Genomic DNA, 26,057 nt, shown 5'->3' with positions numbered 1-26,057 from the left:
AAAATGGTAAATGATGTTATTGCAGATTCTCTAACTAGAATCCGAAATGCTTCAATGAGACGCCTTGAAGTAACGAATTTGTATTATGCAAAAATCGTTGTTTCTATCCTTGAGGTTTTTAAGGCAAAAGGTTTTATTAGGGATTTTAGAGTAAATGAAAATAATGGCAAGCAGTCTATCACCGTGCAACTTCAATATGACGAGCAAGGTAGGAGTGCCATCAATGAGATTAAGCGAATAAGCACTTCAGGGAGACGCATATACAAGGCTCGTAGCGAACTAAAGCGGTTTAAAAATGGCTATGGTGTGATTGTAGTGAGCACAAGTAAAGGTGTGATTGCAAATGATGAAGCGTATCGCCAAAATGTCGGTGGCGAAGCGTTGTGTAGTATTTGGTAGGAGGGAAGTATGTCAAGAGTTGGAAAGCGACCAATTAGTATCCCTAAGGGTGTGGAAGTAAGTGTAAGTGGCTCTAAGATTCTCTTTAAGGGAGCAAAAGAAAGTCAAGAACTGGAGACTTTTGGACGCGTTGGCGTTGAGCTAAAAGATGCCAATCTTTGCTTTAGTAAAAAAGATGATAGCGTGCAATCTCGTGCATTTTGGGGGACATATAGAGCATTGGCGAACAATATCGTAGTCGGGCTTTCTCAAGGATTCTCTAAAAAGCTAGAGGTAAATGGTGTGGGCTATAAGGTCGCGGTAAATGGAAAAAAACTTGAGCTTGCACTTGGATTTTCACACCCTGTAGTATATGATATACCACAGGGCATTGAGATGAGTGTAGATAAAAATGTTATTACCATTAAGGGGAGCAACAAGCAGCAGGTTGGGCAAATTGCTGCTGAAATCCGTGAGTTTCGCCCACCTGAACCTTATAAAGGTAAGGGCATAAAATATAGCGATGAAGTTATCATTCGCAAAGCTGGTAAAACTTCTAAAAAATAAGGGATAAACAATGAGAGAAAATGTATTAGAAAGAAAAAAGCTTTTACGCATTAAGCGTAAGCTTCGAGTGAGAGGCAAAAATGGTGAGGGTAGAATCTATGGAGTGGCACAAGCACCTAGAATCTCTATCTTTCGTTCTAATAAATATTTTTATGCTCAGGCTATTGATGATACACAATCCAAAACAATCGCGGCGGTAGATGGCAAAAAGCTTGGTTTAAATAACAACAAAGAAAGTGTAAAGAAAATCGCTCAAGCCTTTGCCACAGACTTAAAAAAAGTTGGCATTTCTAAGGCGGTTTTTGATAGAAATGGATACTTGTATCACGGCGTTGTGGCGGCATTTGCAGATACTTTACGAGAAAATGGCATAGAGCTATAAAAAGGAAGCGTTATGGAAATCAACAGAGAAGAATTTAGTGAAGTAGTGGTGAATATTGGACGCGTAACAAAGGTGGTTAAAGGCGGACGAAGATTCCGTTTTAATGCGTTGGTGGTTGTTGGAAATAAGCAGGGACTTATTGGCTTTGGTTTAGGGAAAGCGAGAGAAGTGCCAGATGCAATCAAAAAGGCGATTGATGATGCATTTAAGAATATCATTAAAGTCAATATTAAGGGCACGACAATTCCTCACGACATTGAGTATAAATACAACGCAAGTAAAATTTTACTTAAGCCCGCAAGTGAGGGGACAGGCGTGATTGCTGGTGGTTCAGTGCGCCCTGTGGTCGAGCTAGCAGGAATTAGGGATATTTTGACCAAATCACTTGGTTCAAACAACCCTTACAATATTGTGCGTGCGACATTTGATGCGTTAGCAAAGATGAAAGCCTAAAACATTAAGGAGTTTATAATGGCGTTAGAAAACATTAAGCCAGCTAATGGCAGTGTAAAGAAAATCAAAAGAGTGGGGCGCGGACAAGGCAGTGGTATGGGTAAAACCTCTACCCGTGGTGGTAAAGGACAAACTGCTCGCACAGGCTATAAAGCAAAGAGAGGTTTTGAAGGTGGGCAACAGCCATTGCAAAGGAGATTGCCAAAGGTCGGTTTTACTTCTCGTGTGAAAAAGCCATACATAATCAATGCAGACAAAGCTAAGTCGCTAGATTCTCTTACAGAGATTACTGTAGAATCCTTACGCCAACATTTCAGTATCCCTTTGTATGTTGAGAAAGTCAAAATTATTGGTCAAAAGGCAAAGTCTTTTGCTACAAAGATTAAGGATAAAAATATCACAACAAGCGGTCAAAAAAAGACCAAAGAAGCAAAGGCAGAATAGATGACGAGGGCATTGGTCAATAAGATTCTTATCACTCTTGCGTTTTTATTTGCGTATAGAATTTTAGCGTATATTCCCGTGCCCGGTGTCGATGTGGGTGTTATTAAAAACATTATAAACCAGCACGCAGATGGAATCTTGGGCTTATTTAATATGTTTAATGGTAATGCCGTAGAGCGATTTAGCATTATTTCTTTAGGCATTATGCCATACATTACTGCTTCGATTATTATGGAGCTTTTGAGTGCGACTTTTGCGGGATTAGCGAAGATGAAAAAAGAACGCGATGGAATGCAAAAGTATATGCAAATCATTCGTTATGTAACCATTGTTATCACAATTATCCAAGCAGTGAGCGTGAGTATTGGGCTAGGGAGTGTGCAAGAAGGCTCGCGCTCAGCTGTTACGCTAGATATGCCGACTTTTATGTGTCTTGCAGTGTTTTCAATGCTCACGGGGACAATGCTTTTAATGTGGATTGGCGAGCAGATTACCCAAAGGGGTGTGGGTAATGGTATTAGTCTTATCATTTTTGCTGGGATTGTTTCAGGGATTCCATCTGTTATCCAAACGCTCTTTGAGCTCGTCAATACAGACCAAATCAATATCTTTGTATTCCTTGGACTTATTGCAGTGGTGGTGCTTACCGTGCTTGCTATTATTATGGTGGAGCTTTCGGAGCGTAGGGTGCAAGTCTCTTATGCAAGGAAAGTAATTATGCAAAACCAAAATAAGCGCATTATGAATTACATTCCTATTAAAATCAATTTAAGCGGGGTGATTCCGCCTATTTTTGCTTCTGCTATTTTGGTGTTTCCATCTACATTACTTAATAGTGCATCATCAAATGATGTAGTGCGTGAAGTCGCTGTGATTCTTAGTCCTAATGGATATTATTATAATGCTCTTATGTTTTTGTTGGTAGTTTTCTTTGCGTATTTTTATTCTTCTATTGTATTTAATTCTAAAGATATTGCTGATAACCTCAAGCGACAAGGCGGGTTTATCCCCGGTATGCGTCCGGGTGAAAGCACAGCGACATTTTTAAATGCTGTGGCAAGCAATCTAACGCTTTGGGGTTCATTGTATCTTGCTATTGTATCTACGCTTCCTTGGCTTATTGTCAAGGCTACGGGCATTCAGTTTTACTTTGGTGGGACGGCTGTGCTTATCGTTGTGCAAGTAGCGATTGATACAATGCGTAAAATTGAAGCGCAAATTTATATGAATAAATACAAAACCTTAAGTGCAGTAAGTTTATAGGAGCGCGGATGGCTATAACAATTAAGAATCCTAAAGAAATTGCTTGTTTGCAAATCCCAAATGAAATAGTCGCGCAAGCTCTTTTGCTTGGGCAAAAAAGTGCCAAAGAGGGAATGAGTTTAAATGAGTTGGATTCTATTATTGAGGATTATATTTTATCAAGGGGGGCGACACCCTCATTTAAGGGATTGTATGGATTCCCAAATGCTGTGTGTATTTCCGTGAATGAAGTTATCATTCACGGAATCCCTAGTGATTATACGCTAAAAAATGGTGATATTGTAGGCATTGATGTGGGTGTGCAGTATAATGGCTGGTATGGCGATGGAGCGGTAACTTTTGGGATTGGAGATATTAGCAAACAAGATGAGAATCTCATTGGCTGTGCTAAAGACGCGTTGTATTATGCTATTGATTGTGTGCGAAGTGGTTTGCATTTTAAAGAGTTAAGCAAAATGCTTGAAGATTTTATCTATGCTCGTGGTTTTGTTCCACTAAGGGGATTTTGTGGACACGGAATCGGTCGCAAGCCTCACGAAGAACCAGAGATTCCCAATTACTTGGAGTCTCCAAATCCAAAGCAGGGTCCAAAAATCCGCGATGGAATGGTGTTTTGTATCGAGCCAATGATAGCGCAAAAGGATGGGATTCCAAAAATTTTGAATGATAATTGGTCGGTAATCGCACAAGATGGGCTAAATGGCAGTCATTATGAGCACACAGTGGCAGTTATCGGTGGCAAAGCACAGATATTAACGCAGGCATAGGAGAGCAAAATGGCAAAAGATGATGTGATAGAAGTTGATGGCAAAGTGGTTGAAGTGTTACCAAATGCCACATTTCGCGTGCAACTTGATAATGGACATATTGTGCTATGTCGTATTGCTGGGAAAATGCGAATGAATTACATCAAAATTTTGCTTGGCGATAAGGTGAAAATTGAACTTACACCTTATAGCCTCGATAAGGGGCGCATCATTTATAGGAGTAAGTGAGGTTAGATGATTGGGTTTGTAGAAGCTAGCGTTTAGGATTCTCACCTAAATACAAAAGAGAATCTTAAGCGGTAGATTCTATAAATTTATGGAATCTAAGAAGGTTTTAATGCTTTTTTGTGTAGAATCCAACCTCTTTGGACACACAAAATAATCTTTTAAGGAGAATGGTATGAAAGTAAGGACTTCGGTCAAAAAGATGTGTGATAAATGCAAGATTATCAAGCGTAAGGGCGTGGTGCGTGTAATTTGCGTAACACCAAAACATAAACAAAGACAAGGATAACAATATGGCGAGAATTGCTGGTGTAGATTTGCCAAAGAAAAAGCGTGTAGAATACGCGCTTACTTATATTTATGGCATTGGGCTTAAGAGCTCACGGGATATTTTGCAGGCGGTTAATATTTCTTTTGATAAGCGCGTTAGTGATTTAAATGAGGGTGAAATCTCAAGTATTGCTAAGAAGATTCAGGAGAGTTACATAGTGGAGGGCGACCTACGCAAGAGGGTAACGATGAATATCAAGGCACTAATGGACTTAGGTTCTTATCGTGGTTTGCGACATAGAAAGGGATTGCCTGTGCGCGGACAGACGACTAAAAACAATGCTCGCACACGCAAGGGCAAGAAAAAAACCGTAGGTAGCAAATAATAAGGAGCGCAATAATGGCAAAACGCAATGTAACAAAGAAAAAAGTAGCAAAAAAAAATATTGCTAAAGCGATTGTTTGTATTTCGGCGAGTTTTAATAATACCAATGTAACTGTAACCGATGAAATGGGAAATGTTATTTGTTGGGCGACAGCTGGTGGTTTAGGATTTAAGGGAAGTAAAAAATCCACTCCTTATGCTGCGCAACAAGCTGTGGAGAGCGCGCTTGCTAAAGCAAAGGAACACGGAGTTAAAGAAGTGGGAATCAAAGTGCAAGGTCCGGGAAGTGGGCGAGAAACAGCGATTAAAAGCATTGGTGGAGTTGAGGGCATTAAGGTGCTTTGGTTAAAAGATGTAACGCCATTGCCACACAATGGTTGCAGACCACCAAAACGCAGACGCGTGTAAGCTAGATTCTATGAAATAATTGACAAAGGGAGCAAATATGGCACGATATAGAGGAGCAGTAGAGAAATTAGAAAGACGATTTGGTGTATCTTTGGCTTTAAAGGGTGAGAGGCGATTGGCTGGGAAAAGTGCGCTTGATAAAAGAGCGTATGGACCGGGTCAGCACGGAGCTCGTAGAGGGAAGATTTCAGAGTATGGACTTCAACTTGCCGAAAAACAGAAAGCTAAGATAATGTATGGGACAAGCGAGAGACAATTCCGCTCACTTTTTAAAGAGGCAAATAGACAAGAAGGCAACACAGGAGAAAATCTCATTCGACTTATAGAATCAAGATTGGATAATGTTGTATATCGTATGGGATTTGCTACTACAAGGCGATTTGCTAGACAGCTTGTTACGCACGGGCATATTTTAGTTGATGGTAAGCGAGTGGATATACCATCATACAGTGTGCGCGCAGGACAAAAGATTGAAATAAAAGAAAAAAGCAAAAATAATCCACAAATTGTGCGTGCTATCGAGCTTAGTGCGCAAACAGGCATTGTAGCTTGGATTGATGTGGATAAAGACAAAGCCTTTGGAATCTATACGCGCTATCCACAGCGAGAAGAAGTCGTTATACCTATTGAGGAAAGACTTATAGTCGAGTTGTATTCTAAGTAAAAATAAAAAGTAAAGGTGGTAAAAATGAAAGTAATTAAAACAGAGCCATATATTCCTGAGAGCGTTGAAGTCGAGGAGATAGGAGAAAATCGCATTAAACTCACGGTTTTTCCTTTTGAATCTGGCTATGCTATCACTCTTGCTCACCCTATGCGCAGATTGCTACTTTCTAGCTCTGTGGGCTACGCAGCTACTGCGCTTAAGATAGACGGCGTTACACACGAGTTTGATTCTATTCGCGGTGTGGTAGAAGATGTCTCACAATTCATCGCTAATCTTAAAAATATTCGGTTTAATATTGTCGATAAAAACGACAACAACGACTTGAGTAATGAGGTTACTTATAGTTTTAAAGGTCCGATGGTGCTTAATAGCAAGGATTTGCAAAACTCCGTTACTGATGTCGTGAATCCTGAAGTGTATTTAGCCACGATAAATGAGGGCTTTGAATTAAATTTTTCGTTAGTGATTAAAAAAGGCATAGGTTATGTGCCAAGTGAGGATTTGCGTCCTGATGTGCAGGAGGGTTATATCCCGTTAGATGCGTATTTCACTCCTGTAAAAAGAGTAGTGTATGATATTAGTAATGTTTTACTAGAAGATAATCCAAATTTTGAAAAACTTGTTTTTGATATTGAGACAGATGGGCAAATTAAGCCATTAGAGGCGTTCAATGATGCTATCACCGTAATGTATAAGCAAATGAGTATTTATGGTGTGAATCTTAATGAGATTTCTCTACCAAACAAAAATGCAGAGGATTCTGGTGAGCTTAGAACGCTTCTTATTACTTTAGATTCTCTTAATTTAAGTGCGCGATGTTTCAACTGCCTTGATAGGTCGCACTTGAAATACATTGGTGAAATCGTGTTAATGCAAGAGAGTGAAGTAAAGGGTATCAAAAATATGGGTAAAAAATCCTATGAGGAAATCTCTAGTAAATGTAAAGAGCTTGGTTATCCCATTGGGGTGGAATTACCAAAGGAAGTGGAGCTTGCCTTTCAGCGTAAGCTCGCCAAACTTAAAGCATAAGGAAAGACAATGAGACATAATCACGGATATAGAAAGTTAGGGCGCACAAGTTCGCACAGAAAAGCGTTGTTAAAGAATCTTGCCATAGCACTCATTAAGTATGAGAAGATTGAAACAGGTGTTTTTAAGGCAAAAGAGTTACAAAGCTATGTTGAAAAACTTGTAACCACTGCAAGGAAAGGCGACTCAAATGCTCATAGGTTTGTTTTCTCTTACCTACAAGACAAGGAGAGCACCAAAAAGATCGTTACACAAATTGCCCCGCGTTACAAAGAGCGCAATGGTGGTTATACGCGTATCAATCGCACTCGCTTAAGAAGAGGCGATGCTTCTCCAATGGCAATTATTGAGTTTATCCAATAATTTTTACAAAGATTACAATCTTATAATTTTATAGAGAGCTTTTACTTAAGAAGTATCGCTCTCTGTATTTTAGATTTTTACACCCACGCGTAATTTCTGCATTATTCACAATAGACCTTTCATTTAAATCACACACAAAATCTTGCAATACCTCTTTTTTTACAAACACAGGTAAAAAGCTCTTTGGGCTTAAAGAAACAATCCCTAAAAACCTCCCATTGCTATCAAAAATCCCCTTACCAAAGAGAAGATTCTCGTATTCTTCACGCGCAATGTTGAAACCATAGGGGATTTCTCTATGTCTTTTTTCATCAAAGTAGCTCTCCGCACGCCCTAACTTTAAACTTTTTGGGACAAATGAATAGCCCTCATCGATAAATGAATAAAAGACTTTTTGGTTTTGAGTAAGTTTGCTCGTAGGGGAAAAAATATCAACAGCATATTTTTTTTGGATTCTATCGTGGTAGTAGCTTTTTTCTCGCACATTGCAATAATCATCGGTGCTAGCGATATTTTCAAGCAGTGCCAAGCCACTATCCATATCAATAGCTCTAAGGTCGAGTTTAAAGGCGCAAATAATAATGTTAGCACTTGTATCTTGTATTTTGGCAAAGATAGCACTCGGTATAAGGGAGTCACTATACACAATCTCTGAGGAAGTAAGATACAATCCATTCTTTACCATTGTGGCAAATCCCTTCCTCATACTGCCATCGTGGAAATGCACTTCGATAATAGCAGTAGAATAAATCCAACTTGGCAAAGGTTTTGTTGTAACTTTTTGCTGTGGGAGGAAAGGGTCTTTTTGTCTTTTTTGTGGGGCAGGGGATTTGGAGGGGGCTTTTTTGGTATTTTGAGGTTTTGGGGTCTTTTGCTTATTGGATTCATCATCTTGTTTGTTGTCTTTATCTGTTTCATTGGTGCTTTTATCATTGCTTGCTGTGGTAAGTCTTTTTCGCAATTCTTCTTGCTCCTTAGGCGTGAGAGAGGAAATATTATCTGGGATATAATTCCACGCAGGTGATGCGCCTATGGGGTAATCCTCCTCTGAACACGCCACAAACGCCAAGATAATGCCAAGTAAAAGCCCGCCAATATATACTCTAATCATACATCAACGCCCTTAGTAAAAGCGGGGTAAAGCACTACTATAACTTCAAAAATAAGCCGTCCTAGCCCTGACATTTATCCTCTTTGTGGTTTTTGGTTTCTATGTATAAAATTTAAGCACTAATTGCAAATTGTTTCTTGTATATCGGTAAAATGTGGCTTTTTAAAAGCGAGATTGTATGTAAGATTCCCATTTGCAAGATTTGTGCTGGCTTTGGATATATGCAACACCGCTTAACAAACGCTAAAGGAACTACAATGAGTGAATTAAAAACATTTAACTTGCCACAAGAAGAGCTTGAGAAGCTTAATTATGCGACAATTACTACAAACAAAGGAAAAATGTGTATCAAGCTTTTTCCAAATGATGCGCCAAATACGGTAAGCAATTTTGCTAGCTTGGCTAATGCAGGCTTTTATAATGGACTTAGCTTTCATCGTGTGATTGCTGGTTTTATGGCACAAGGTGGTTGTCCGCATAGCAAAGATAATCCACGCTTGGCTGGGACAGGTGGTCCGGGTTATGCGATAGCCTGTGAGTTAGAAAATAATCCTCATCTACACAAAAAGGGCACACTCTCAATGGCGCACGCAGGGCGCAATACCGGTGGAAGTCAATTTTTTATTTGCTTTGCGCCTCAGCCACATTTAGATGGAGAACACACGGTGTTTGGACGCATTAGCCCAGATGATACGCAGAGTTTAAAGGTGCTAGATTCTATCAAGCAAGGCGATGTCATAGAATCTATTGAGATTTCACAAGAAGTTTAAGGTTTGATTTGCTACAATTCTGCCTAATATTGTGTAAAAAGGCTTTATTTTAGAAAATACGCTAAAAAATTTTGATTTCACGCTTTTAGACAATGATGATTTTAAAGAAGATTCCGTCCGTGAATTTATCATCGCGCCTATTTTGGCGGATTTTGGCTTTGTGCTAAAAAACGACAAAAGCCCACAAAAGTTGGAACTCGTGCTTTCAAAAACGCTCAAAGCGCAAATCCAAATCGGTAGCAACAAAAGCATTGATACGGATTTGACGCCTGATTATTTGCTGTGCGTGGATTCTAAGGCGCATTGCATTTTGGACGCCAAAGCCCCCAAAATCGACATAAGCAAAGGTAGCAAGGCGCAAAAACAGGCTTTAAGCTATATGCTTGCCTTTGAGTGCGAACTTTACGCGCTATGCAATGGGCGCAAATTTATCGCCTTTAACGCGCAAGGCGTGGTAGTTGAAGTGGATTTGACAAATGAGCGCGAATCCAAAATGCCCGAACTTAAAGAGCTACTTACCAAGCAAAAAGCGCAAAAATCAAGCAAAATCCCAAGTAAAAAGAATGATGAGTGGTATCTCTCACGCGAGATTCCAAAGCCGATTTTAAATCCAAAGAAACAAGAAGCAAGGCGACATTTTGGTTGCCTTGCCTATTTTACGCGCCAAAGCTGGGATATTGTTACGCAAAATATCAAAGCATTTACAAGTGAAGGCGACATTGTGCTTGATTCATTTGGTGGCACAGGCGTTACGGCGATTGAAGCGATGATGAATAATCGCTACGGCATTCACACGGATTTAAACCCGCTCTCTATCTTTATGGTAAAAGCACTCAGCGCAAAGGTGAATTTAGGGGATTTGTATGATTTAAGCGAAGAGATTTTAAGCGAATTTGAAACGCTCCGCCCCAAAAATGACAAAGAAGCAAAGGCATTGCTTAAAAATGCAAAATACTATCCAAACGCTATTGACAAAGAGTTTGGCGAAGTGGCAAGCACAAAAATGCAAGATTCTACGCTATGGATTCCCAAAGATGAAATGTTGCCCAAAAAAGGTAGCGATGTAGATTCCGTATTAAAACTTTTTACAAAAATGCAACTTGCCGAGCTTGCCATTTTGCGAAAGCTAATTTTGCAAAAAACTATCAAACAAAAGGAAATGCGCTATTCGCTACTTTTGGCATTTTATAATACATTGAGTTTAATTAACCTAACTTTTCACCCTACACCAGATGGCGGAGGCAATTATTTTGCGTTTTATAAGCGATATAGAGTTGCAAAAAAACCTATATTTTTAAATACAAATTCTGTGTTTAGACAAAAAATTAAACGCGTTTTAATGGGAAAAAGAGAGCTAGAAAATTCGCCACATTTTTATAATGCCTATTTTGAGTCATTGCAACGCGTTATTAAAGATTTTAAAAGCACAATGTTAAGCCAAAGAGAAAATTTAGAAAAAGTAGATTCGCTCGAATCCAAAACAAACGGCGAAAAAATATTTCAAGCAGACGCTACGAATCTAGCAGAGATAGAATCGCAAAGTGTGGATTTTATCTACACTGACCCACCTTATGGAGCGAAAATCCCATATTTGGATTTAAGCGTATTGTGGAATGCGTGGTTAGATTTGCCTGTGGATTTGGCAACGCGCGAAAAAGAGTGCATTGAAAAAGGTAGCTTAGAAAAATCCAAATATGACTATGAGGATTTAATGAAAAAGTCGCTCAAAGAAATGTATCGTGTGCTTAAATTTAATCGCTGGTTAGCATTTGTATTTCAACACCAAGATACAAGACTTTTTCAAGTCATTGTCGAATCTGCCGAAAATGTGGGCTTTGAATATGTGGGTTGTATTAGCCAAGATAATGGACAAACAACTTTTGTTAAAAGACAATTTCCTACCCGAGTGCTTAAAGGGCAACTTATTTTGTATTTCAAAAAAATAGACAATGCAAAATCAAGAGCAAAAACTGAAACAGGGACTGAATCTTTGGAGCAAATGTTTAAAGATATTGAAAAAGTTATCGTTGAAAATGATGGCGCAAGTTTGGAGCTAATCAATGCAAATCTTGTTAAAATGGCATTAGAAGGTGGCTATCACACACTTATGAGCAAATTTGAAAATGTGCTTTTGCTAATAAATGAACGATTTGACTATGACAGCGAAACAAAACTTTATCATATAAGAGATTCGGCAAAAATCTTTAACTACGGCATTCCTATCGAAGAACGGGCTAGATATTACATTTTAGGCGAACTAAAAAAAGCAGATAGAGAAAATAGTGGCGTAAAATTTGATTCGCTATGTTTGAATATTTTACCATTGCTAAAAAATGGGATTCAAGCAAATAAAAAGCTAGTGCGTGAAATTTTAAGCGAACTTGCCATTGAAAATAAAGAAACGGGCGAATGGAAACTCAAAACAAAAGAACCAAAATTATTTGACGATTAAGGGAGGACAAAATGGAAATTATAGCAACTATGGGTGAATCAAAAGAACAAGTGGTGTTTGTGATAGATAAAAACAATCACATTACTCCAAAAACTGCGCAAGATGAGGAAAATTTAATAAATGCGTGGGGAATTAACGATGATATTTTTGAAGCATTTTTGGATTTTCTCAACGAATCTACAAGCGATAATGATGAAAAAATCGCATTGCTTAGTAGCCCCGAAAAATATGAATTTTTGGAGGGCGGGGAAATCTATTTTAAAGCGTTGTATAGTTTTGATTCAGAACCTGCACAAGAACAATTAGAAAGCAAAATTGATGAAATTGTAGAAAATGCTATTTTTGGCTACGAAGAATTGATTTTGGTTAAAAAAGATGATTAGATTCCCGCGAAGTTAAAAAATTCTCCCCCTCCATTGTGAATGCGATTTCCATCAAAACTCCCCATCCGCAATGGGGGGGGAATATTTTGTCATTTGTCGCTCCTTCATTTTTATTGTAATTCATTATACTTCGCTTAAAACTTCTTTATTATTGTGTTTTACAAATGCTTCAACAATTTGTGAAAAATATGTGAATTTTGGACTATTTTTAAGATTTTTTTAAGAATAATTACTATATTATACCCCGATAATTTTTGAATCCTAAGGGGTTAAGTATGGAACTTTTAAAAGAATATATTGATATTTGTATATTTTGCATATTAGGAATTATGAGTTTTTTAGTTGTATGGTTTAGTATCGAGCGCGTGTTGTTTTTTATGAAGTTAAATATCCAATCCTATCCAAACAAAGAAGAGTTAGAGGAAGCTTTAAGTAAGAATCTTACCGCGCTGTATATTATTTATTCAAATGCACCTTATATCGGTCTTTTAGGCACGGTGGTTGGCATTATGATAACTTTCTATGATATGGGAGTGAGTGGTGGACTCGATGCCAAAAGCATTATGATAGGGCTATCCACTGCACTTAAGGCGACTGCGCTTGGACTTGTGGTAGCGATTCCTACATTGATTGTGTATAATGTGTTTTTACGCAAAGTTGATGTATATCTCAATCGTTACGCTATTTGGCAAGAGAAAAAATAATATTATTTTTGATTGAATTATGAGGATAAAGCTAATTATGGAGTATATGCTATGAGGCTTCCTAAAAAAGACGGATTGAATGTTATCCCACTTATTGATGTAATGCTAGTGCTTTTGGCTATCGTGCTAAGCGTCTCTACCTTTATCGCGCAAGGACAGATAAAAGTCGAGCTTCCTAATTCTAGCCAAGAGAGCACTCCCACAGAATCTCAAATCATTACACTTTCAGTCAAAGAGGAGGGTGAGATTTTTTATGATAATGTGGCAGTAGATATAGACACTCTCAAGGAACGAATTTCGGAGCTTGATTCTAAAGTGCTTTTAAAACTTGAGATTGATAAAAATGCGAAGTTTGATATTTTTGTTCAAATCGCAGATATTTTAAAAGAAAGAGGACACGAAAATGTCAGTATTGCCACAACAAAAAAATAATGCCGAATGCTTTTTCACGCCTATGCGCGTGGGATTTTTATGTTCTTTGATATTGCATATAGCTGTGGCATTGTGTTTTGTTGATTTTGTGCGTCAAAGCGTAGTAGAAGAAAATGGTATGAATGAAGTTATGCTCTCTCTTGCGACTATCCAAAATCCAAGCAATGAAGATTCTCACGAGCCAAAACCTAAGCCAAGACGCCATCATAAGCCTAAGCCAAGACCTCACCACACGGCAAATCCTATCCAAGAGCATATCCAACAAGAGGAATCTTCTCAATCAACAAGAGCAGCCCAAGCAAATCAGCAAAACGAAGGCGATGTAATCGAAACGCTTACATACCACGAAGGTGAGCACAACGAGCTGTATTCGCAAATTAGAAGAGAAATAAACAAAAAACAAAAACATCCACCGATGATGGTTAAACGCAGGCTTGAAGATGAAGTATTGGTAGAATTTGTCATCTATACTGATGGCAAGGTTACTAATATACACGTAGTGCGTCCATCTAAGCACGATGACTTCAATCGATATGCTATCAAGGCGATAAAAGATGCCTCCAAGCATTTCCCTCGCGTAACTAAAAACTTACGACTTGAGATTCCACTAGAATATAAACTCAAAAGACTTTAAGAATTTGCCATTTTTAAGAATTATTTTGTTAAGATTCATTAAACAAAATAGAGTTTTTGTTGAATTCTTAAAACAAAAGGTGGCGTGATGATAGAGTTTAGCATTGTAGAATCCACCAAAATCAAAGGTGTGTATATCATCACACCAAGCATTGCTAGCGATAATCGTGGCAATATCTACACTTCGTTTTTACAAGAACAAATTGACGCGCTTCTCCCAAAAGGTCTTTCTTTCAAGCACGATAAATTCTCGCACTCTACCCAAAATGTCCTGCGCGGAATCCACGGCGACAATAAATCTTACAAGTTCGTATCTTGCGTGTATGGCGAGATTTTGCAAGTGGTGGTGGATTGCCGTAAGGATAGCCCGACATATTTGGCGTATGAGAAATTTTACATTAGCGCAAATACCACGAGCACAGATTCTAGCAAAAACGCACAAAAATTTATTTTAATCCCGCCAAATATGGGCAATGCGTATTTTGTGCGAAGTAAAGAAGCGATTTATCATTACAAACTTGCTTATGATGGCGAGTATATAGACGCGCCAGAGCAGTTTTCGCTTCCCTATAATGACGAGAAAATCGGCATTGATTGGGAGCTAAATGGCGTTACGCCCGTCCTTTCATCGCGCGATTTGCAAAGTGTGAATCGTGGCACAAGTGAGGGCGCAAAATAGGCGTAGATTCAGAATTTAAATTGTAAAAAGGAGCAACAATGCGAGAAATAAAAGAAGGCGATTTAGTGTTAGCAAGGCATATTAGCGAGGCTGATTGCGTGGATTCTAAAAATGGCGGGTTAAACTTTTTTTCAAATGATGATGAGTTTATCCAAGTGGGATTTTGGGGCTATGATAGTGGCAAAAAGCTCCTAGCGCATATTCACAATGAAGTCGAGCGCAAGGTGTATTGGACGCAAGAGGTGCTTTTTATCAAAAAAGGGCGCATAAAAGCGCGAATCTATGACACAAAAGAAAACTTTGTCGAGGAGTTTGAAGCAGTGGCGGGAGATATTTTGATAATGCTTCGCGGGGCGCACGGATATGACATACTTGAGAATGGCACACAAGTGCTAGAAGTCAAAAATGGTCCTTATGTGGGCGCAGAGCTTGATAGAAGGAGGATAGAGCAGTGAAACTCCACCTTGGGTGCTGGCATAGAAATATCCCTGATTTTATCAATGTGGATTTATGCGATATGCCACATATTCACTACAAAAGTAGCATTGATGATTTATCGATGTTTGAAGATGAAAGCGCGGAGCTGATTTATAGTTCGCATAGTTTTGAGTATTTTGATAGATTTGAGGCGGTAAATGTCATTAAAGAATGGCATCGAGTGCTTAAAAAAGGCGGGACATTGCGCCTTGCCGTGCCAGACTTTGACAAACTTATCGAAGTGTATCATCTCACAGGCGATTTGACAAAGGTGCTAGGACCGCTCTATGGCAGAATGAGCGTGAAAAATGCCAACGCGCAAAATCCTAATTGCAACGATTCTAATGCAAAAGATTCTATCGGGGGGGGGGATTTAATGATATACCATAAAACCGTGTGGAATTTTACGCTTTTAAGCGAATTTCTACAATCTAATGGCTTTAGCGATGTGCGACGATATGATTGGCGAACAACAATTCACAAGGATTATGATGACCACTCACAAGCCTATTATCCGCATATGGATAAAGAAAATGGGATTTTAATCTCGCTTAATGTCGAAGCGACAAAAATCTAAATATCAAAGGATAAGACAATGAATGTAAATGATATGTTTTTCTCACGCACAGAGTTAGAGGCGATGAATTTTAAGAGTTTGGGCGAAAATGTTTTGATTGATAGGCTTACGCCTATTTATAGACCAGAGAAAATTTCTATCGGTTCAAATGTCCGTATAGGAAGTTTTTGCATTTTATCGGGCGATATTACCATAGGCGATTATGTGCATATTGCTTCATATTGTTTTTTAAATGGCGCAGCGGGAATCGAACTTGAAGCATTTAGCGGAATGTCTGCATATAGTCGCATCATCACTTCATCAAGTGATTATAGCGGTAATTTTTTGGCTAATCCTACCGTGCCAGAATCGTTTCGTAAAGATGATAGCCAAAAAATCATACTCAAAAAACACGCTTTAATGGGGAGCGGAGCATTGCTTTTGCCCGGAGCAAGTTTAGAAATCGGCACGGTGCTAGGCGCGATGAGTATGCTAACCAAACCTACAAAGCCCTTTGGCATATATTTTGGTGCTCCCGCTAGATATATAGGCACACGAGAGCAAAATATCCTTGCGCTCGAAGAAAAACTTCTATCGGGGGGGGGGAATCACATTGATTTATGTGATTTATCTGCTCTTTTTGGAGGTAAGCTATGCGCCTAAAAGAGCAAGAAATATTTTTTACACGCAAAGAGTTAGAATCAATGAATTTTAAAAATTTAGGTGAAAATGTGATGATTGATAGATTAACGCCAATTTACAAACCTGAGCGAATCTCTATTGGCTCAAATGTGCGGATAGGGAGTTTTTGTATTTTATCTGGGAATATTGAGATAGGTAGCTATGTGCATATAGCATCGTATTGCTTTCTAAATGCTGGGAATCTTGGCATTACAATAGGGGATTTTGTCAATATAGGCTCATATTCTCGGCTTCTTTGTAGCTCTGATGATTATTCTGGCGAAAGTATGGTAACTTCGTGTGCGCCTGAAAGATTCAAAAATACCCAAAAAGGCAAAATCGAAGTGCAAAAGCATTCTCTTATAGGCTCTGGTGTGCTAATAATGCCAAGCGTTACATTAGCGCAAGGTAGTAGTATAGGTGCTATGAGTATGGTAAAAGATTCGACTAAACCCTTTGGAATCTATGCTGGAATCCCAGCCAAAAGGATAAAAGAGAGAAGTAAGAAATTACTGAAACTTGAAAAGGAATTTTTAGATTCAATTAAAGGAGAGTGAAATGGAATTTATTATGCAAATGCGTCCGTGGTTTGGCGCGGAGGAAAAGCGTGCGTTAAGCGAATATATGGACGAAGATGGCTTTTTGACAGAATTTAAACGCACAGAGAAATTTGAGCAAATGATAGCCGATTTCACGGGTGCAAAGCATTGTATCGTGGTAAATAACGGCACGATAAGCCTAACCCTTGGGGCATTGGCGGTTGGCATTGAAGCGGGTGATGAAGTCATCGTGCCAAATTACACGATGATAGCCACGCCAAATTCGGTGAAAATGATAGGCGCAAAGCCCGTGTTTGTCGATGTGGAGCGCGAAACTTTGTGTATGGATATAGAGCGGGCAAAGGAGGCTATCACGCCACGCACAAAGGCGATAATGCTAGTGAGTGCAAATGGACGCTATCCAAAAGCGGGGATTGAAGCCTTTGTAAATCTCTGCAAAGAGCGTAGTCTCGCTCTTATCGAGGATAGCGCACAATCGCTTGGCTCATTTTATCCAAATGGCAAACATATCGGCACGATGGGAGCGATTGGGAGCTTTTCTTTCTCCGCGCCTAAAATCATCTCCACAGGGCAGGGCGGTGCGCTTATCACAAATGACGATAATCTAGCTTCTAAAATCCGCAAGTTAAAAGACTTCGGGCGTAGTGGCGGGGGAAATGACATACACGACACCATAGGCTATAATTTTAAATTTACGGAACTTCAAGCCTGTGTGGGAATCGAGCAGATGAAAAAGCTAGAATCTAGAATCGCGCGTAAAAAAGAGATTTATAGGCTTTATGAAAAGGGGTTGCAAAATGTCAAAGGCATAGAGCTTTTTAAGCAGGATTTAAGTTGCACGGTGCCGTGGTTTTATGACAGCTTGTGTGAGAGGCGAGAGGAACTCCAAGAGTTCTTAAAACGCAACAATATCGGCACACGCGTAATGTATCCGCCCATAAATAAGCAAGTGGCTTATCAAGTAAGCGGTGAGCATAAAGTCTCAAATCTCATCGGGCAAAAAGGGCTATGGCTACCCTCAGCCACGCAACTAAGCGATGATGAAGTAGGGTATATCTGCGAGAAAATAGGGGAGTTTTATGGTGAATCTATAAACTAATTAGCAATCGCTGATTATTTGGTCATTTAATTGATTTAGGACAACTTTAATATAACAAAAAAATATTAATTACGATTAATGCAATAAAAAACAAGGATACAACCCATTTTAAAAAAATACAAAAGTTTGTTTTTATCACATCATAGTTTAAAATCTCATTTGTTAGAGATTAAGTTCTTTTGATATTTTTCTTTGATTGAGGTTAGACTAAATAAACTTGCGATTTGTTGCTGTAAGTTATAGCTTTAAAGCCTACAGCACAAGCGTTTGATATAACAACATTTTTGCGCGGATTACTATCGAATATCCTGCCCACCAACTAAAAGCACTATTTGCTATTATTGAATTTTGGCAATAGCACATTAGCTTTATTTCTTGTGCTACGCTATATTCGCCACTGTTTTGCAATAAATTCAAACATTGTTCCATTTTAGATTCATTGTTTAGCATCGCCAAAAAAAATGCGCTCACGCCACTCAATATGGTTGCTAAAAATGAAGATATACGGTTTTTTGAGTTTAGATTTGATGTGCAAAATCGCACCCTCATAATACTTACCTCTGTGAAGATTCGTATAATATTCACTTAATTGCAAATAGTTACTCCTGCAAATATGTAAAAATACCGAATTTTGCGTATTTCAAATGTGCTTTTTGAGTGTGAGATTCGCGCTATATAGTGGCATTTTAAGTACAAATCCTACGCGATATGTCAAATAAATGCTTAATCCTAAAAAACCAATATCTATTAAAGTGGCTATATTACGCTATTAAGCGAAATCCTAGTCACACATCACGACGCAAAGCCAACTCATAGCGCAGATGAGCTAATCTATCTTTCAAACAAATTCCCGAAAAATATCAAACTCTATGCTTCTTATAGTAGGCGTGAAATGCACCCTGGTGTGGTAATCTATGAAACCCCAAATGTCGCACATGTGCAATATATCGCAAACTTACATAAAAGGCTCGAAATCGGAGCTTTGGACTTGGTAATGGTAACCTTGCTTGACAAATATAGCGATAAAATTTATTTTGATTTTGGAATCTCTATGTAAAATAATGGACTAACGCTAAATGAAGGCTTAATAGCTTAAAAAGAGTGCTTTGGTGGGAGAGTGCTAATCCATAGCGCATTTATGCTTTATCAAAATAGGGGGGGGGGGATTAACTCTTAATCTTTTGTGTGAGTTAAGGTTTATTTGATATTTTGCTGATAATCCACACTTAAATTTACGCCATATTTCTCAAAAGAACTTGGGAAAGGAGTCAAACAAAGAGATTTTCTTGCCACAATCTAAAAAATTAGATATAATACAAACTTGTATATGTTGAGCTAGGATTTTGTGCAAAATAAGAATTTATTTTGCTAAATATTTAAAATAAAAGGTTGTAAAATGCAAAAAATAATCCTCTATATGGATGGCGGTTTATGTTCACAAATATGTTTTATGGCACTTGGAAAGTATTTCCAAGATAAAGGTTATCAAGTAAAATATGATATGTCTTGGTATGAAGAAAATGCAGATTTGCCGCAAGGGACTTATGCTTTAGATAAAGCATTTCCAAGTATAACGATAGAATCTGCCTCTAAAGAAGAAATTACTTTGTATAAACAAAAATATACAACAAAACCGAAACTATCTACTTTGGATATTATTCCACCAGCCTATGTTGGAGGATATAGACAAGATGAATTTTTTATAGCGAAATATAAAGATTTTTTTTTACAAGCCTTTCATCCAAAAGAATTTGATGATACAAATAGCGAACAATATAAATTATTAAAAGAAATTCAAGAGACAAATTCTTGTGGTGTCCATTGCAGAAGAGGTGATTTATCAGAGTTTCACCCAGTGTATGGTTCTCCTGCAGATGTAAAATATTTTTTAGAGACAATAAATATCATCAACAAAACAAACAAAAATGTTTATTTTTATTTGTTTTCAGATACGCCTGAATGGGTAAAAGAAAATATAGTTCCGCATTTAAGTAAAGATATAAAATATAGGATATGCAATAAAAACGACCAAACCAAAGGCTATTTAGATTTTTATTTACTAACTTGGTGCAAACACATTATTTCATCGAATGGGTCATTCGGTCCTATGGCTAAACTTTTATCTAAAAACAAGAAAACAACACTTTGGATGTGTAAAAATCTGGATTATATGGAATCTCCAAACTTAGACAATGTGTATGTATATGTTCGTCCGCAAACTATTATTCCAAAACATAAACTTTTTGAGGAATTTATACCAGAAAGCAAAATAACAAAAAAATACAAAAAATATAAAGGACTTTTTAATGCAATGTGTGTAATATTAGCTATTTATACATTTCTACTTGGATATTTGGTTTTCAAATAAAATGAAAAGTTTTGGGAGAAGTGATGTTTAAAAAATGTTTGTTAAATGCCCATCATAAAATTTATGGCAAAATCTATTACCCACACTACAATCTATCTACTCCAATAGGGCAGAACGATTTGAATGTTTATAACGAATTTGGCGAAAAATTAGAAGTCTTTTTTATTCGCGATATTCACTGCGCACACGCTGGCACTACACGCTCACGGCGAATCTTATGGGATAGATATAACTTCGGGTTGCAAACACATTTTTACACTAATAACTCTATGTTAGAAACAATTGGAAAACCAAAAAGACGCTATGGAATGCTCTTAGAAGCAGAAATTTTCGTTCCTAATGACTACAAAATTTTTGATAGGCACAAAGGACTAGAGAAAGACTTTGACCTGATTTTTACTAGCTCTGCAAAAATTTTAGATTCGATAAGTAATGCGCGTTTTGTGCCATTTGCATCAGAGATTTGGAATGAAGATTCGATTGCGCCTGATTTATACACCAAAAAGAGCAAAAATGTAAGTTTTTTGAGTAGTGATAAGATTATGTGTGAATTGCATAAATTCCGCATTGATTTGGCATTGCGTTGCAAACGCGAAAATCTTTGCGATACTTTTGGGCGATTTGACGGGGGGGGGTATGTGAAAAATATTAGCGATACACTCAATGATTATAGATTCACTATTTGTATAGAAAATGATGTGCAACCATATCTTTTTACAGAAAGACTGACTTCCGCTTTTGCAGCGCAAACGATTCCCATTTATCTTGGCGCAACGGAGATTGATAAGTTTTTTAATAGCGAAGGTATTATCAAAATCACCACAAAAAGTGACATTAAAGAAGTTCTCAAACAATGCACACCGCAAGAATACGAGCGCAGACTCCCCGCCGTGCTAGATAATTACAAACGCGTAATGGAGCAATACACAAGCAAATATGACTATCTATGGGAAAATTATTTTAGTAAAAAATAAGCACATAACCATAAGTTTTATGTCGTGTTTCATAACAATGAGCTGAATGTTATAGTATGTGGCTTATTTTAAATAAGACTCAAGACAACTTAAGCGGTTGTTTTCTTATCATTTTTAATAAGATTTTATACAAATCTTGCTGTTTAATTTGAGTATTATACCTAAATTCTGTTTCTTTTAAGTGAAGCAAGAAATTCTCTTTTTTGATTCCTTTAATTTGCTTAATCTATGTTTTGCATAGCGCATTCTGCTTGTAGCTACAAGCGAAACGAAGCAAAAAAATAATTTTCATCAATCTCTATTTCGCCATTTAATTTAGATATTTTCTCACATTCTTTTGTGATTAAGATTCTAATGTTTTTGCAAATTTTATTGACACTTTGGCGAGAAATTTTGCTTAATTTTGCAATTTTAACAGCCTCAATATCAAGACTTCTTACAAAAGCTACGAGTGTAAGCGAAGTAGGAAATATATTTAAGAATCTTTTTTTAAATCTCTCTTGTTTTAGCCTCTGAAATTCTTGCAAAGGTTTTTATGTGTAGCAATATACTTGTTTTTTATCGCTGACATCATAACTTAAGGCTCCCTTATGTGAGATTAAGTTGTCTTGTGCCTAAAATATTTTGGACTCAACCTACTTTAATAAATATAAAAAAGAGTGATATATACAATAAAAACAGGTATACAACCCGCTACTTAAAATTTTGTTAAAATAAATTTAGAGTGCAGTCCTAGTTTTAATATCTTTTGTTTGAGATTAAATTTTATTATTGAGTCAAAAATAAACATACCTACTTCGCTAGCTTGAAAATTAAAATTACATAACTACATTCGCAAAATATTTAATTCCAAAATCTCACTCGAACATTTTATCTAGCAAATCCCATAAATCCTACTCAAAATATCGCAAAATTTTATAGCCATTGTCTTGCAAAAATTTGTCCTTTTGCATTAGCTTCAAATCACTTTGCATCATATCTTTGATAAGCGAGTCTAAATCATATTTGGGCTTCCACCCGAGCTTCTCACGCGCTTTGGTAGAGTCGCCTAGCAACAAATCCACTTCTGTGGGGCGAAAATATCCGCTATCTACTTCGACTACGACTTTGCCTTTTTCTAGCTTGTAATCGCCACGACACGCCTTTATGATGCCTTTTTCATTTACGCCTTCACCGATAAATTCGATTTCGATACCAACAATTTCAAACGCCTTTCGCACAAACTCACGCACTTCAGTCGTTACCCCTGTGGCGATGACAAAATCTTCTGCCACCTCTTGTTGCAAAATCAAATACATCGCCTCGATATAGTCCTTTGCGTGTCCCCAATCGCGTTTGCTACTTAGATTTCCCAAATACAGCTTCTCTTGCAAGCCAAGCGCGATTTTTGCCACTGCGCGCGTGATTTTACGCGTAACGAATGTCTCGCCACGAATGGGGCTTTCGTGGTTAAACAAAATGCCATTGCTTGCAAAAATATTATACGCTTCGCGGTAGTTTATCGTAATCCAATACGCATAGAGCTTCGCGCACGCATACGGAGAGCGCGGATAAAATGGCGTTTTTTCATTTTGCGGACAGCCTTGAATAAGCCCATAAAGCTCACTTGTGGAGGCTTGATAGATTTTAGTTTTGTCTGTCAATCCCAAAAGCCGCACCGCTTCTAAAATCCGCAAAGTTCCTATGCCATCGGCGTTTGCGGTGTATTCTGGTGTCTCAAAGGATACGGCTACATGGCTCATCGCAGCGAGATTGTAAATCTCATCTGGTTGCACTTCTTGGATAATGCGGGTAAGATTCATCGAATCTGTCAAATCGCCGTAATGCAGGAAAAAATTATTATTTTGCGTGTGAAAATCTTGATAAATATGGTCGATTCTATCGGTGTTAAAGAGTGAAGCTCTGCGCTTTATGCCGTGAATCTCATAGCCCTTATTGAGTAAAAATTCCGCCAAATATGCGCCGTCCTGCCCTGTAATCCCTGTGATAAGTGCTTTTTTCATCTATGCTCCTTTTTAAATTTTAAAATTTAAAGCCAAATTCAAGCCCATTTAAGATTTTGCACACGCTTTATCAAACTAATCTTTTTACAAAGCCACGCATTTGGCAAACCTCTATCTTTTTGCTCTAGCCCCGCGCAAAGTCATCTTCTATCCGCACGATGTCATCTTCGCCCGTGTATTGCCCTACTTGGACTTCTACGATGACAAGGGGGATTTTGCCCTCGTTTGCTAGGCGATGAACCTGCCCCATTTGTATGTATGCGCTTTCATTTGCCCGCACTAGCTGGGTTTTGCCCTCTATGGTTACGGTTGCACTCCCGCTTAGCACTATCCAATGCTCGCTTCGGTGGTAGTGCTTTTGTAGGCTTAGACGCTTGTTTGGCTTGACTTCGATTCGTTTGAGTTTGTAGCCATTTGCGACTTCTAGGACGGTGTAGTTCCCCCAAGGGCGCGTTATGGTATGGTAGCACTCATCGTTGTTTTGTATTTTTTGCGCGATTTGGGCGATTTGCTTTACTTGTTGGGATTCTCCTCTTTTGCAAAGCAAAAGTGTGTCAGGCGAATCTATGGCGATGAGATTTTCTACGCCCACCGCGCAAATGCGCTTGTTTTGGCTACTGCTTACAAAGAGATTTGCCTTTGATTGCAATAAAATAGAATCCTGCGGGGCGACATTGGCATTTTCATCGGCATTTGTTTTTGCGAGCTCATCATAGAGGCTATCAAAGCTCCCCAAATCGCTCCAGCCCATATCTACGCTTACGCATTTTAGGGCTTTGCATTTTTCCATTAGCGCGTAGTCGATGCTATCTGCGGGGATTGCGCTCATATCAGCGATTTTTATCGTGCGAGATTGCGCGCTTTCATCGCCTTGTTTGTTTTTATTATTTGCCCCCCCCCTAATTTGGTTTGTGCTACTTTGTAGCGTGTGGTTTAGTGCTTTTTGACATTCTTGCAAAATCTTTGGGGCGTGAATTTTCATCTGCTCTAAAAACGCGCTGATTTTGAAGCAAAAAATCCCCGCGTTAAAGAAAAATTCTCCAGATTCTATAAATTCCTTTGCCTGCTTGTAGCTTGGCTTTTCATAAAATCCTTTCACTTCATCATTTGCGCCAGCGTGGATATAGCCAAAGCCCGTTTCTATTGCTTTTGGCGTAATGCCAAAGCACACGAGAAAATCTTGCTGTGCGTAGTCTTTAGCTTTTTGAATGGCTTGTTTGTAGGCATTTTCATCGCGGATTAAGTGGTCGCTTGGCGTGATTAGCACGATTTGGTCTTGGGAAATGCTAGTTTCTAGTAGGCTAAGGATTGATAGCGTTATCGCAGGGGCAGTGTTGCAACTTTTTGATTCTACGAGGAAATGCGCATTTGGCGTGATTTTTTCGCCCTCACAGAGATTTTCATAAAGATTTTGGGCTAAAAAATACTGCTCATTATTTACCGCGATAATCGTGTGTTGGCAGATTTTGGCATTGCGCTTGAGGGTGAGCTCATAGAGGCTTTGCTTCTCAAAAAGGGGCAAAAATTGTTTAGGGAAATTGCCACGCGAGAGCGGATAAAGCCTCGTCCCACTACCACCACAAAGGATAAGATTGGTCATTATTTGTTCCTAAAGAATTTAAAGTATTGATAAACTTAGGTAGATATTATAACTAAAAATCAAAGCACATAAGCAAATAACACATTATTAAATCTTGGATTTATAGAATCTAATACCACAAGTTGTCAATCAATCGTGTTTTGCCAACTTTTACTGCGATAAGAAAAATGCTTTTTGTCTTTTGCACTTTTTGTATGGGTTTAAGTGTGCGTGAATAAAACCTCGCGTATTCTAACTCTACTTCACGCAAGCACTCTCTTGCCATTGATTCAAGCGTGGCGACATTTTCTATGCCGTTTTGAATCTGTGAGGCGATAAGGTCAATACATTTTGGGATACATAGTGCAGATTCTCGCTCTTTTGGGCTTAGATAGACATTGCGTGAGCTTAGAGCTAGCCCATCGACATCACGCACAATCTCGCAAGGCACAATCTCAACGGGCAAGAATAAATCACGCACCATTTTTTGTATGAGGAGGACTTGTTGGGCATCTTTTTTGCCAAAATACGCGCGAGTTGGGTTTGTGAGGTTAAAGAGTTTAAGCACCACTTGCAAAACACCCGCAAAATGGCTCGGTCGACTAAATCCCTCTAAAATATATCCCATAGTGCGGGGTGGGTTTAGGGTGGTTTCATCGTGCGCACTAAGGCTATGAGAATCTAGTGGGTAGATTTCTTCTATATTTGGTGCAAATACCGCGCTTACACCAAGATTCTCACAAATGTCTAAATCTTTTTGCAAGTCGCGTGGATAAGTGTCAAAATCTTCATTTGGTGCAAATTGTGTGGGATTGACAAAAATGCTCACTAAAGTATGAGAATTATTGGCTAGAGATTCTTGCATTAGGCTTTTGTGCCCATTGTGTAGTGCGCCCATTGTCGGCACTAAACCTAATGATTGACACTCTATCCTAAAATCTCTCACTTCTTTAATGGTGCGTAAAAGTCGCATAAAAGCCCCTTTGTTGAATTGA

At 38.3% G+C, this 26,057-nt stretch carries 35 protein-coding genes and 1 pseudogene; 29 read left to right on the top strand and 7 right to left on the bottom strand.

What is annotated here, in order from left to right; all coding sequences use genetic code 11:
• The first annotated feature begins 3 nt into the window (after window positions 1–3).
• The 14 genes from rpsH to rplQ all read left to right on the top strand — a co-directional run bounded on the left by rpsH (window position 4) and on the right by rplQ (window position 7,601).
• A complete protein-coding gene (gene rpsH, locus ACWIWK_RS06420) occupies window positions 4–399 on the top strand; it encodes a 30S ribosomal protein S8 (protein ID WP_454151881.1) in 396 nt (131 codons plus the stop codon).
• 9 nt (window positions 400–408) lie between these two features.
• A complete protein-coding gene (gene rplF / locus ACWIWK_RS06415; protein ID WP_454151879.1) occupies window positions 409–945 on the top strand; it encodes a 50S ribosomal protein L6 in 537 nt (178 codons plus the stop codon).
• 10 nt (window positions 946–955) lie between these two features.
• Entirely contained in the window at window positions 956–1,327 is a 372-nt protein-coding gene (gene rplR / locus ACWIWK_RS06410; protein ID WP_454151877.1) for a 50S ribosomal protein L18, read from the top strand.
• Between the two features lie 12 nt (window positions 1,328–1,339).
• A complete protein-coding gene (rpsE, locus tag ACWIWK_RS06405) occupies window positions 1,340–1,780 on the top strand; it encodes a 30S ribosomal protein S5 (RefSeq protein WP_454151875.1) in 441 nt (146 codons plus the stop codon).
• Window positions 1,781–1,798: 18 nt separating this feature from the next.
• Window positions 1,799–2,224: a 50S ribosomal protein L15 gene (gene rplO, locus ACWIWK_RS06400; RefSeq protein ID WP_454151873.1), complete on the top strand. Its 426-nt coding sequence runs from the start codon at window positions 1,799–1,801 to the stop codon at window positions 2,222–2,224.
• Window positions 2,225–3,487 (top strand): preprotein translocase subunit SecY, encoded by a 1,263-nt coding sequence (gene secY, locus ACWIWK_RS06395; RefSeq protein ID WP_454151871.1) that lies wholly within the window; start codon window positions 2,225–2,227, stop codon window positions 3,485–3,487.
• Window positions 3,488–3,495: 8 nt separating this feature from the next.
• The gene (gene map, locus ACWIWK_RS06390; RefSeq protein WP_454151869.1) at window positions 3,496–4,254 is read left to right on the top strand and encodes a type I methionyl aminopeptidase; all 759 of its coding nucleotides are present in this window, start codon (window positions 3,496–3,498) and stop codon (window positions 4,252–4,254) included.
• A 9-nt stretch (window positions 4,255–4,263) separates the two neighbouring features.
• Window positions 4,264–4,482: a translation initiation factor IF-1 gene (gene infA, locus ACWIWK_RS06385; RefSeq protein ID WP_454151867.1), complete on the top strand. Its 219-nt coding sequence runs from the start codon at window positions 4,264–4,266 to the stop codon at window positions 4,480–4,482.
• A gap of 172 nt (window positions 4,483–4,654) precedes the next feature.
• Complete coding sequence (gene rpmJ, locus ACWIWK_RS06380; RefSeq protein WP_454151865.1) at window positions 4,655–4,768, top strand: 50S ribosomal protein L36; 114 nt, start codon at window positions 4,655–4,657, stop codon at window positions 4,766–4,768.
• Window positions 4,769–4,772: 4 nt separating this feature from the next.
• Window positions 4,773–5,135 (top strand): 30S ribosomal protein S13, encoded by a 363-nt coding sequence (rpsM, locus tag ACWIWK_RS06375; RefSeq protein ID WP_454151864.1) that lies wholly within the window; start codon window positions 4,773–4,775, stop codon window positions 5,133–5,135.
• 14 nt (window positions 5,136–5,149) lie between these two features.
• The gene (gene rpsK, locus ACWIWK_RS06370; protein ID WP_454151863.1) at window positions 5,150–5,542 is read left to right on the top strand and encodes a 30S ribosomal protein S11; all 393 of its coding nucleotides are present in this window, start codon (window positions 5,150–5,152) and stop codon (window positions 5,540–5,542) included.
• Between the two features lie 37 nt (window positions 5,543–5,579).
• Window positions 5,580–6,206: a 30S ribosomal protein S4 gene (rpsD, locus tag ACWIWK_RS06365; protein ID WP_454151862.1), complete on the top strand. Its 627-nt coding sequence runs from the start codon at window positions 5,580–5,582 to the stop codon at window positions 6,204–6,206.
• Window positions 6,207–6,230: 24 nt separating this feature from the next.
• A complete protein-coding gene (locus tag ACWIWK_RS06360; RefSeq protein WP_454151861.1) occupies window positions 6,231–7,238 on the top strand; it encodes a DNA-directed RNA polymerase subunit alpha in 1,008 nt (335 codons plus the stop codon).
• A 9-nt stretch (window positions 7,239–7,247) separates the two neighbouring features.
• Window positions 7,248–7,601 carry a 50S ribosomal protein L17 gene (gene rplQ, locus ACWIWK_RS06355; RefSeq protein ID WP_454151860.1) on the top strand — a complete coding sequence of 118 codons (354 nt, stop codon included), beginning with the start codon at window positions 7,248–7,250 and terminating at the stop codon, window positions 7,599–7,601.
• Between the two features lie 28 nt (window positions 7,602–7,629).
• Here the strand turns inward: rplQ and ACWIWK_RS06350 are convergent, their stop codons facing one another.
• Entirely contained in the window at window positions 7,630–8,712 is a 1,083-nt protein-coding gene (locus ACWIWK_RS06350) for a hypothetical protein (protein WP_454151859.1), read from the bottom strand.
• Between the two features lie 257 nt (window positions 8,713–8,969).
• On the opposite strand from ACWIWK_RS06350, the gene ACWIWK_RS06345 reads away from it, so the two are divergent.
• From ACWIWK_RS06345 to ACWIWK_RS06290, 12 genes are all read left to right on the top strand, one after another.
• Complete coding sequence (locus ACWIWK_RS06345; protein WP_454151858.1) at window positions 8,970–9,482, top strand: peptidylprolyl isomerase; 513 nt, start codon at window positions 8,970–8,972, stop codon at window positions 9,480–9,482.
• Window positions 9,483–9,624: 142 nt separating this feature from the next.
• Window positions 9,625–11,934, top strand: coding sequence for a DNA methyltransferase (locus ACWIWK_RS06340; RefSeq protein ID WP_454151857.1), 2,310 nt, complete (start codon window positions 9,625–9,627; stop codon window positions 11,932–11,934).
• Between the two features lie 11 nt (window positions 11,935–11,945).
• Window positions 11,946–12,317: a hypothetical protein gene (locus tag ACWIWK_RS06335; RefSeq protein ID WP_454151856.1), complete on the top strand. Its 372-nt coding sequence runs from the start codon at window positions 11,946–11,948 to the stop codon at window positions 12,315–12,317.
• A 275-nt stretch (window positions 12,318–12,592) separates the two neighbouring features.
• Window positions 12,593–13,021 (top strand): TonB-system energizer ExbB, encoded by a 429-nt coding sequence (gene exbB / locus ACWIWK_RS06330; protein WP_454151855.1) that lies wholly within the window; start codon window positions 12,593–12,595, stop codon window positions 13,019–13,021.
• Between the two features lie 51 nt (window positions 13,022–13,072).
• The gene (gene exbD, locus ACWIWK_RS06325; protein ID WP_454151854.1) at window positions 13,073–13,453 is read left to right on the top strand and encodes a TonB system transport protein ExbD; all 381 of its coding nucleotides are present in this window, start codon (window positions 13,073–13,075) and stop codon (window positions 13,451–13,453) included.
• Window positions 13,425–14,087, top strand: coding sequence for an energy transducer TonB family protein (locus ACWIWK_RS06320; RefSeq protein ID WP_454151853.1), 663 nt, complete (start codon window positions 13,425–13,427; stop codon window positions 14,085–14,087). Before exbD ends, ACWIWK_RS06320 begins: the two co-directional genes overlap by 29 nt.
• A gap of 84 nt (window positions 14,088–14,171) precedes the next feature.
• Window positions 14,172–14,765: a dTDP-4-dehydrorhamnose 3,5-epimerase family protein gene (locus ACWIWK_RS06315; RefSeq protein ID WP_454151852.1), complete on the top strand. Its 594-nt coding sequence runs from the start codon at window positions 14,172–14,174 to the stop codon at window positions 14,763–14,765.
• 38 nt (window positions 14,766–14,803) lie between these two features.
• Complete coding sequence (locus ACWIWK_RS06310) at window positions 14,804–15,220, top strand: hypothetical protein (protein ID WP_454151851.1); 417 nt, start codon at window positions 14,804–14,806, stop codon at window positions 15,218–15,220.
• Entirely contained in the window at window positions 15,217–15,819 is a 603-nt protein-coding gene (locus tag ACWIWK_RS06305; RefSeq protein WP_454151849.1) for a class I SAM-dependent methyltransferase, read from the top strand. The genes ACWIWK_RS06310 and ACWIWK_RS06305 overlap by 4 nt, the downstream gene beginning before the upstream one ends.
• A gap of 18 nt (window positions 15,820–15,837) precedes the next feature.
• Window positions 15,838–16,461 carry an acyltransferase gene (locus ACWIWK_RS06300; protein WP_454151847.1) on the top strand — a complete coding sequence of 208 codons (624 nt, stop codon included), beginning with the start codon at window positions 15,838–15,840 and terminating at the stop codon, window positions 16,459–16,461.
• A complete protein-coding gene (locus tag ACWIWK_RS06295; RefSeq protein ID WP_454151845.1) occupies window positions 16,452–17,036 on the top strand; it encodes an acyltransferase in 585 nt (194 codons plus the stop codon). The genes ACWIWK_RS06300 and ACWIWK_RS06295 overlap by 10 nt, the downstream gene beginning before the upstream one ends.
• A 1-nt stretch (window position 17,037) precedes the next feature.
• Window positions 17,038–18,138, top strand: a complete 1,101-nt coding sequence (locus ACWIWK_RS06290; protein ID WP_454151843.1) for a DegT/DnrJ/EryC1/StrS family aminotransferase — start codon at window positions 17,038–17,040, stop codon at window positions 18,136–18,138.
• Window positions 18,139–18,390: 252 nt separating this feature from the next.
• Here ACWIWK_RS06290 and ACWIWK_RS06285 read toward each other — a convergent pair whose 3' ends face one another.
• Both ACWIWK_RS06285 and ACWIWK_RS06280 read right to left on the bottom strand, forming a co-directional pair.
• A complete protein-coding gene (locus ACWIWK_RS06285) occupies window positions 18,391–18,567 on the bottom strand; it encodes an alpha-1,2-fucosyltransferase (RefSeq protein WP_454151841.1) in 177 nt (58 codons plus the stop codon).
• Between the two features lie 7 nt (window positions 18,568–18,574).
• Window positions 18,575–18,733, bottom strand: coding sequence for a hypothetical protein (locus tag ACWIWK_RS06280; RefSeq protein ID WP_454151839.1), 159 nt, complete (start codon window positions 18,731–18,733; stop codon window positions 18,575–18,577).
• A 297-nt stretch (window positions 18,734–19,030) separates the two neighbouring features.
• Between ACWIWK_RS06280 and ACWIWK_RS06275 the strand changes: the two genes are divergently transcribed.
• From ACWIWK_RS06275 to ACWIWK_RS06265, 3 genes are all read left to right on the top strand, one after another.
• On the top strand, window positions 19,031–19,195 hold the full coding sequence (locus tag ACWIWK_RS06275) for a hypothetical protein (RefSeq protein ID WP_454151837.1): 165 nt from the start codon (window positions 19,031–19,033) through the stop codon (window positions 19,193–19,195).
• 339 nt (window positions 19,196–19,534) lie between these two features.
• The gene (locus ACWIWK_RS06270) at window positions 19,535–20,506 is read left to right on the top strand and encodes an alpha-1,2-fucosyltransferase (RefSeq protein WP_454151835.1); all 972 of its coding nucleotides are present in this window, start codon (window positions 19,535–19,537) and stop codon (window positions 20,504–20,506) included.
• Between the two features lie 23 nt (window positions 20,507–20,529).
• Complete coding sequence (locus ACWIWK_RS06265; RefSeq protein ID WP_454151833.1) at window positions 20,530–21,480, top strand: glycosyltransferase family 10 domain-containing protein; 951 nt, start codon at window positions 20,530–20,532, stop codon at window positions 21,478–21,480.
• A gap of 79 nt (window positions 21,481–21,559) precedes the next feature.
• Here the strand turns inward: ACWIWK_RS06265 and ACWIWK_RS06260 are convergent.
• From ACWIWK_RS06260 to panC, 4 genes and pseudogenes are all read right to left on the bottom strand, one after another.
• Window positions 21,560–21,720: pseudogene (locus ACWIWK_RS06260) on the bottom strand (IS1595 family transposase); the annotation flags it as partial.
• A gap of 653 nt (window positions 21,721–22,373) precedes the next feature.
• A complete protein-coding gene (gene gmd / locus ACWIWK_RS06255) occupies window positions 22,374–23,483 on the bottom strand; it encodes a GDP-mannose 4,6-dehydratase (protein WP_454151831.1) in 1,110 nt (369 codons plus the stop codon).
• 124 nt (window positions 23,484–23,607) lie between these two features.
• Window positions 23,608–25,083 (bottom strand): mannose-1-phosphate guanylyltransferase/mannose-6-phosphate isomerase, encoded by a 1,476-nt coding sequence (locus ACWIWK_RS06250; protein ID WP_454151829.1) that lies wholly within the window; start codon window positions 25,081–25,083, stop codon window positions 23,608–23,610.
• A 109-nt stretch (window positions 25,084–25,192) separates the two neighbouring features.
• A complete protein-coding gene (panC, locus tag ACWIWK_RS06245) occupies window positions 25,193–26,035 on the bottom strand; it encodes a pantoate--beta-alanine ligase (protein ID WP_454151827.1) in 843 nt (280 codons plus the stop codon).
• Window positions 26,036–26,057 lie beyond the last annotated feature (22 nt).

Source organism: Helicobacter sp. 23-1048, from assembly GCF_053654545.1.
Note: the sequence above shows the minus strand (reverse complement) of the source record. Positions and strands in the feature narration are given on the sequence as shown.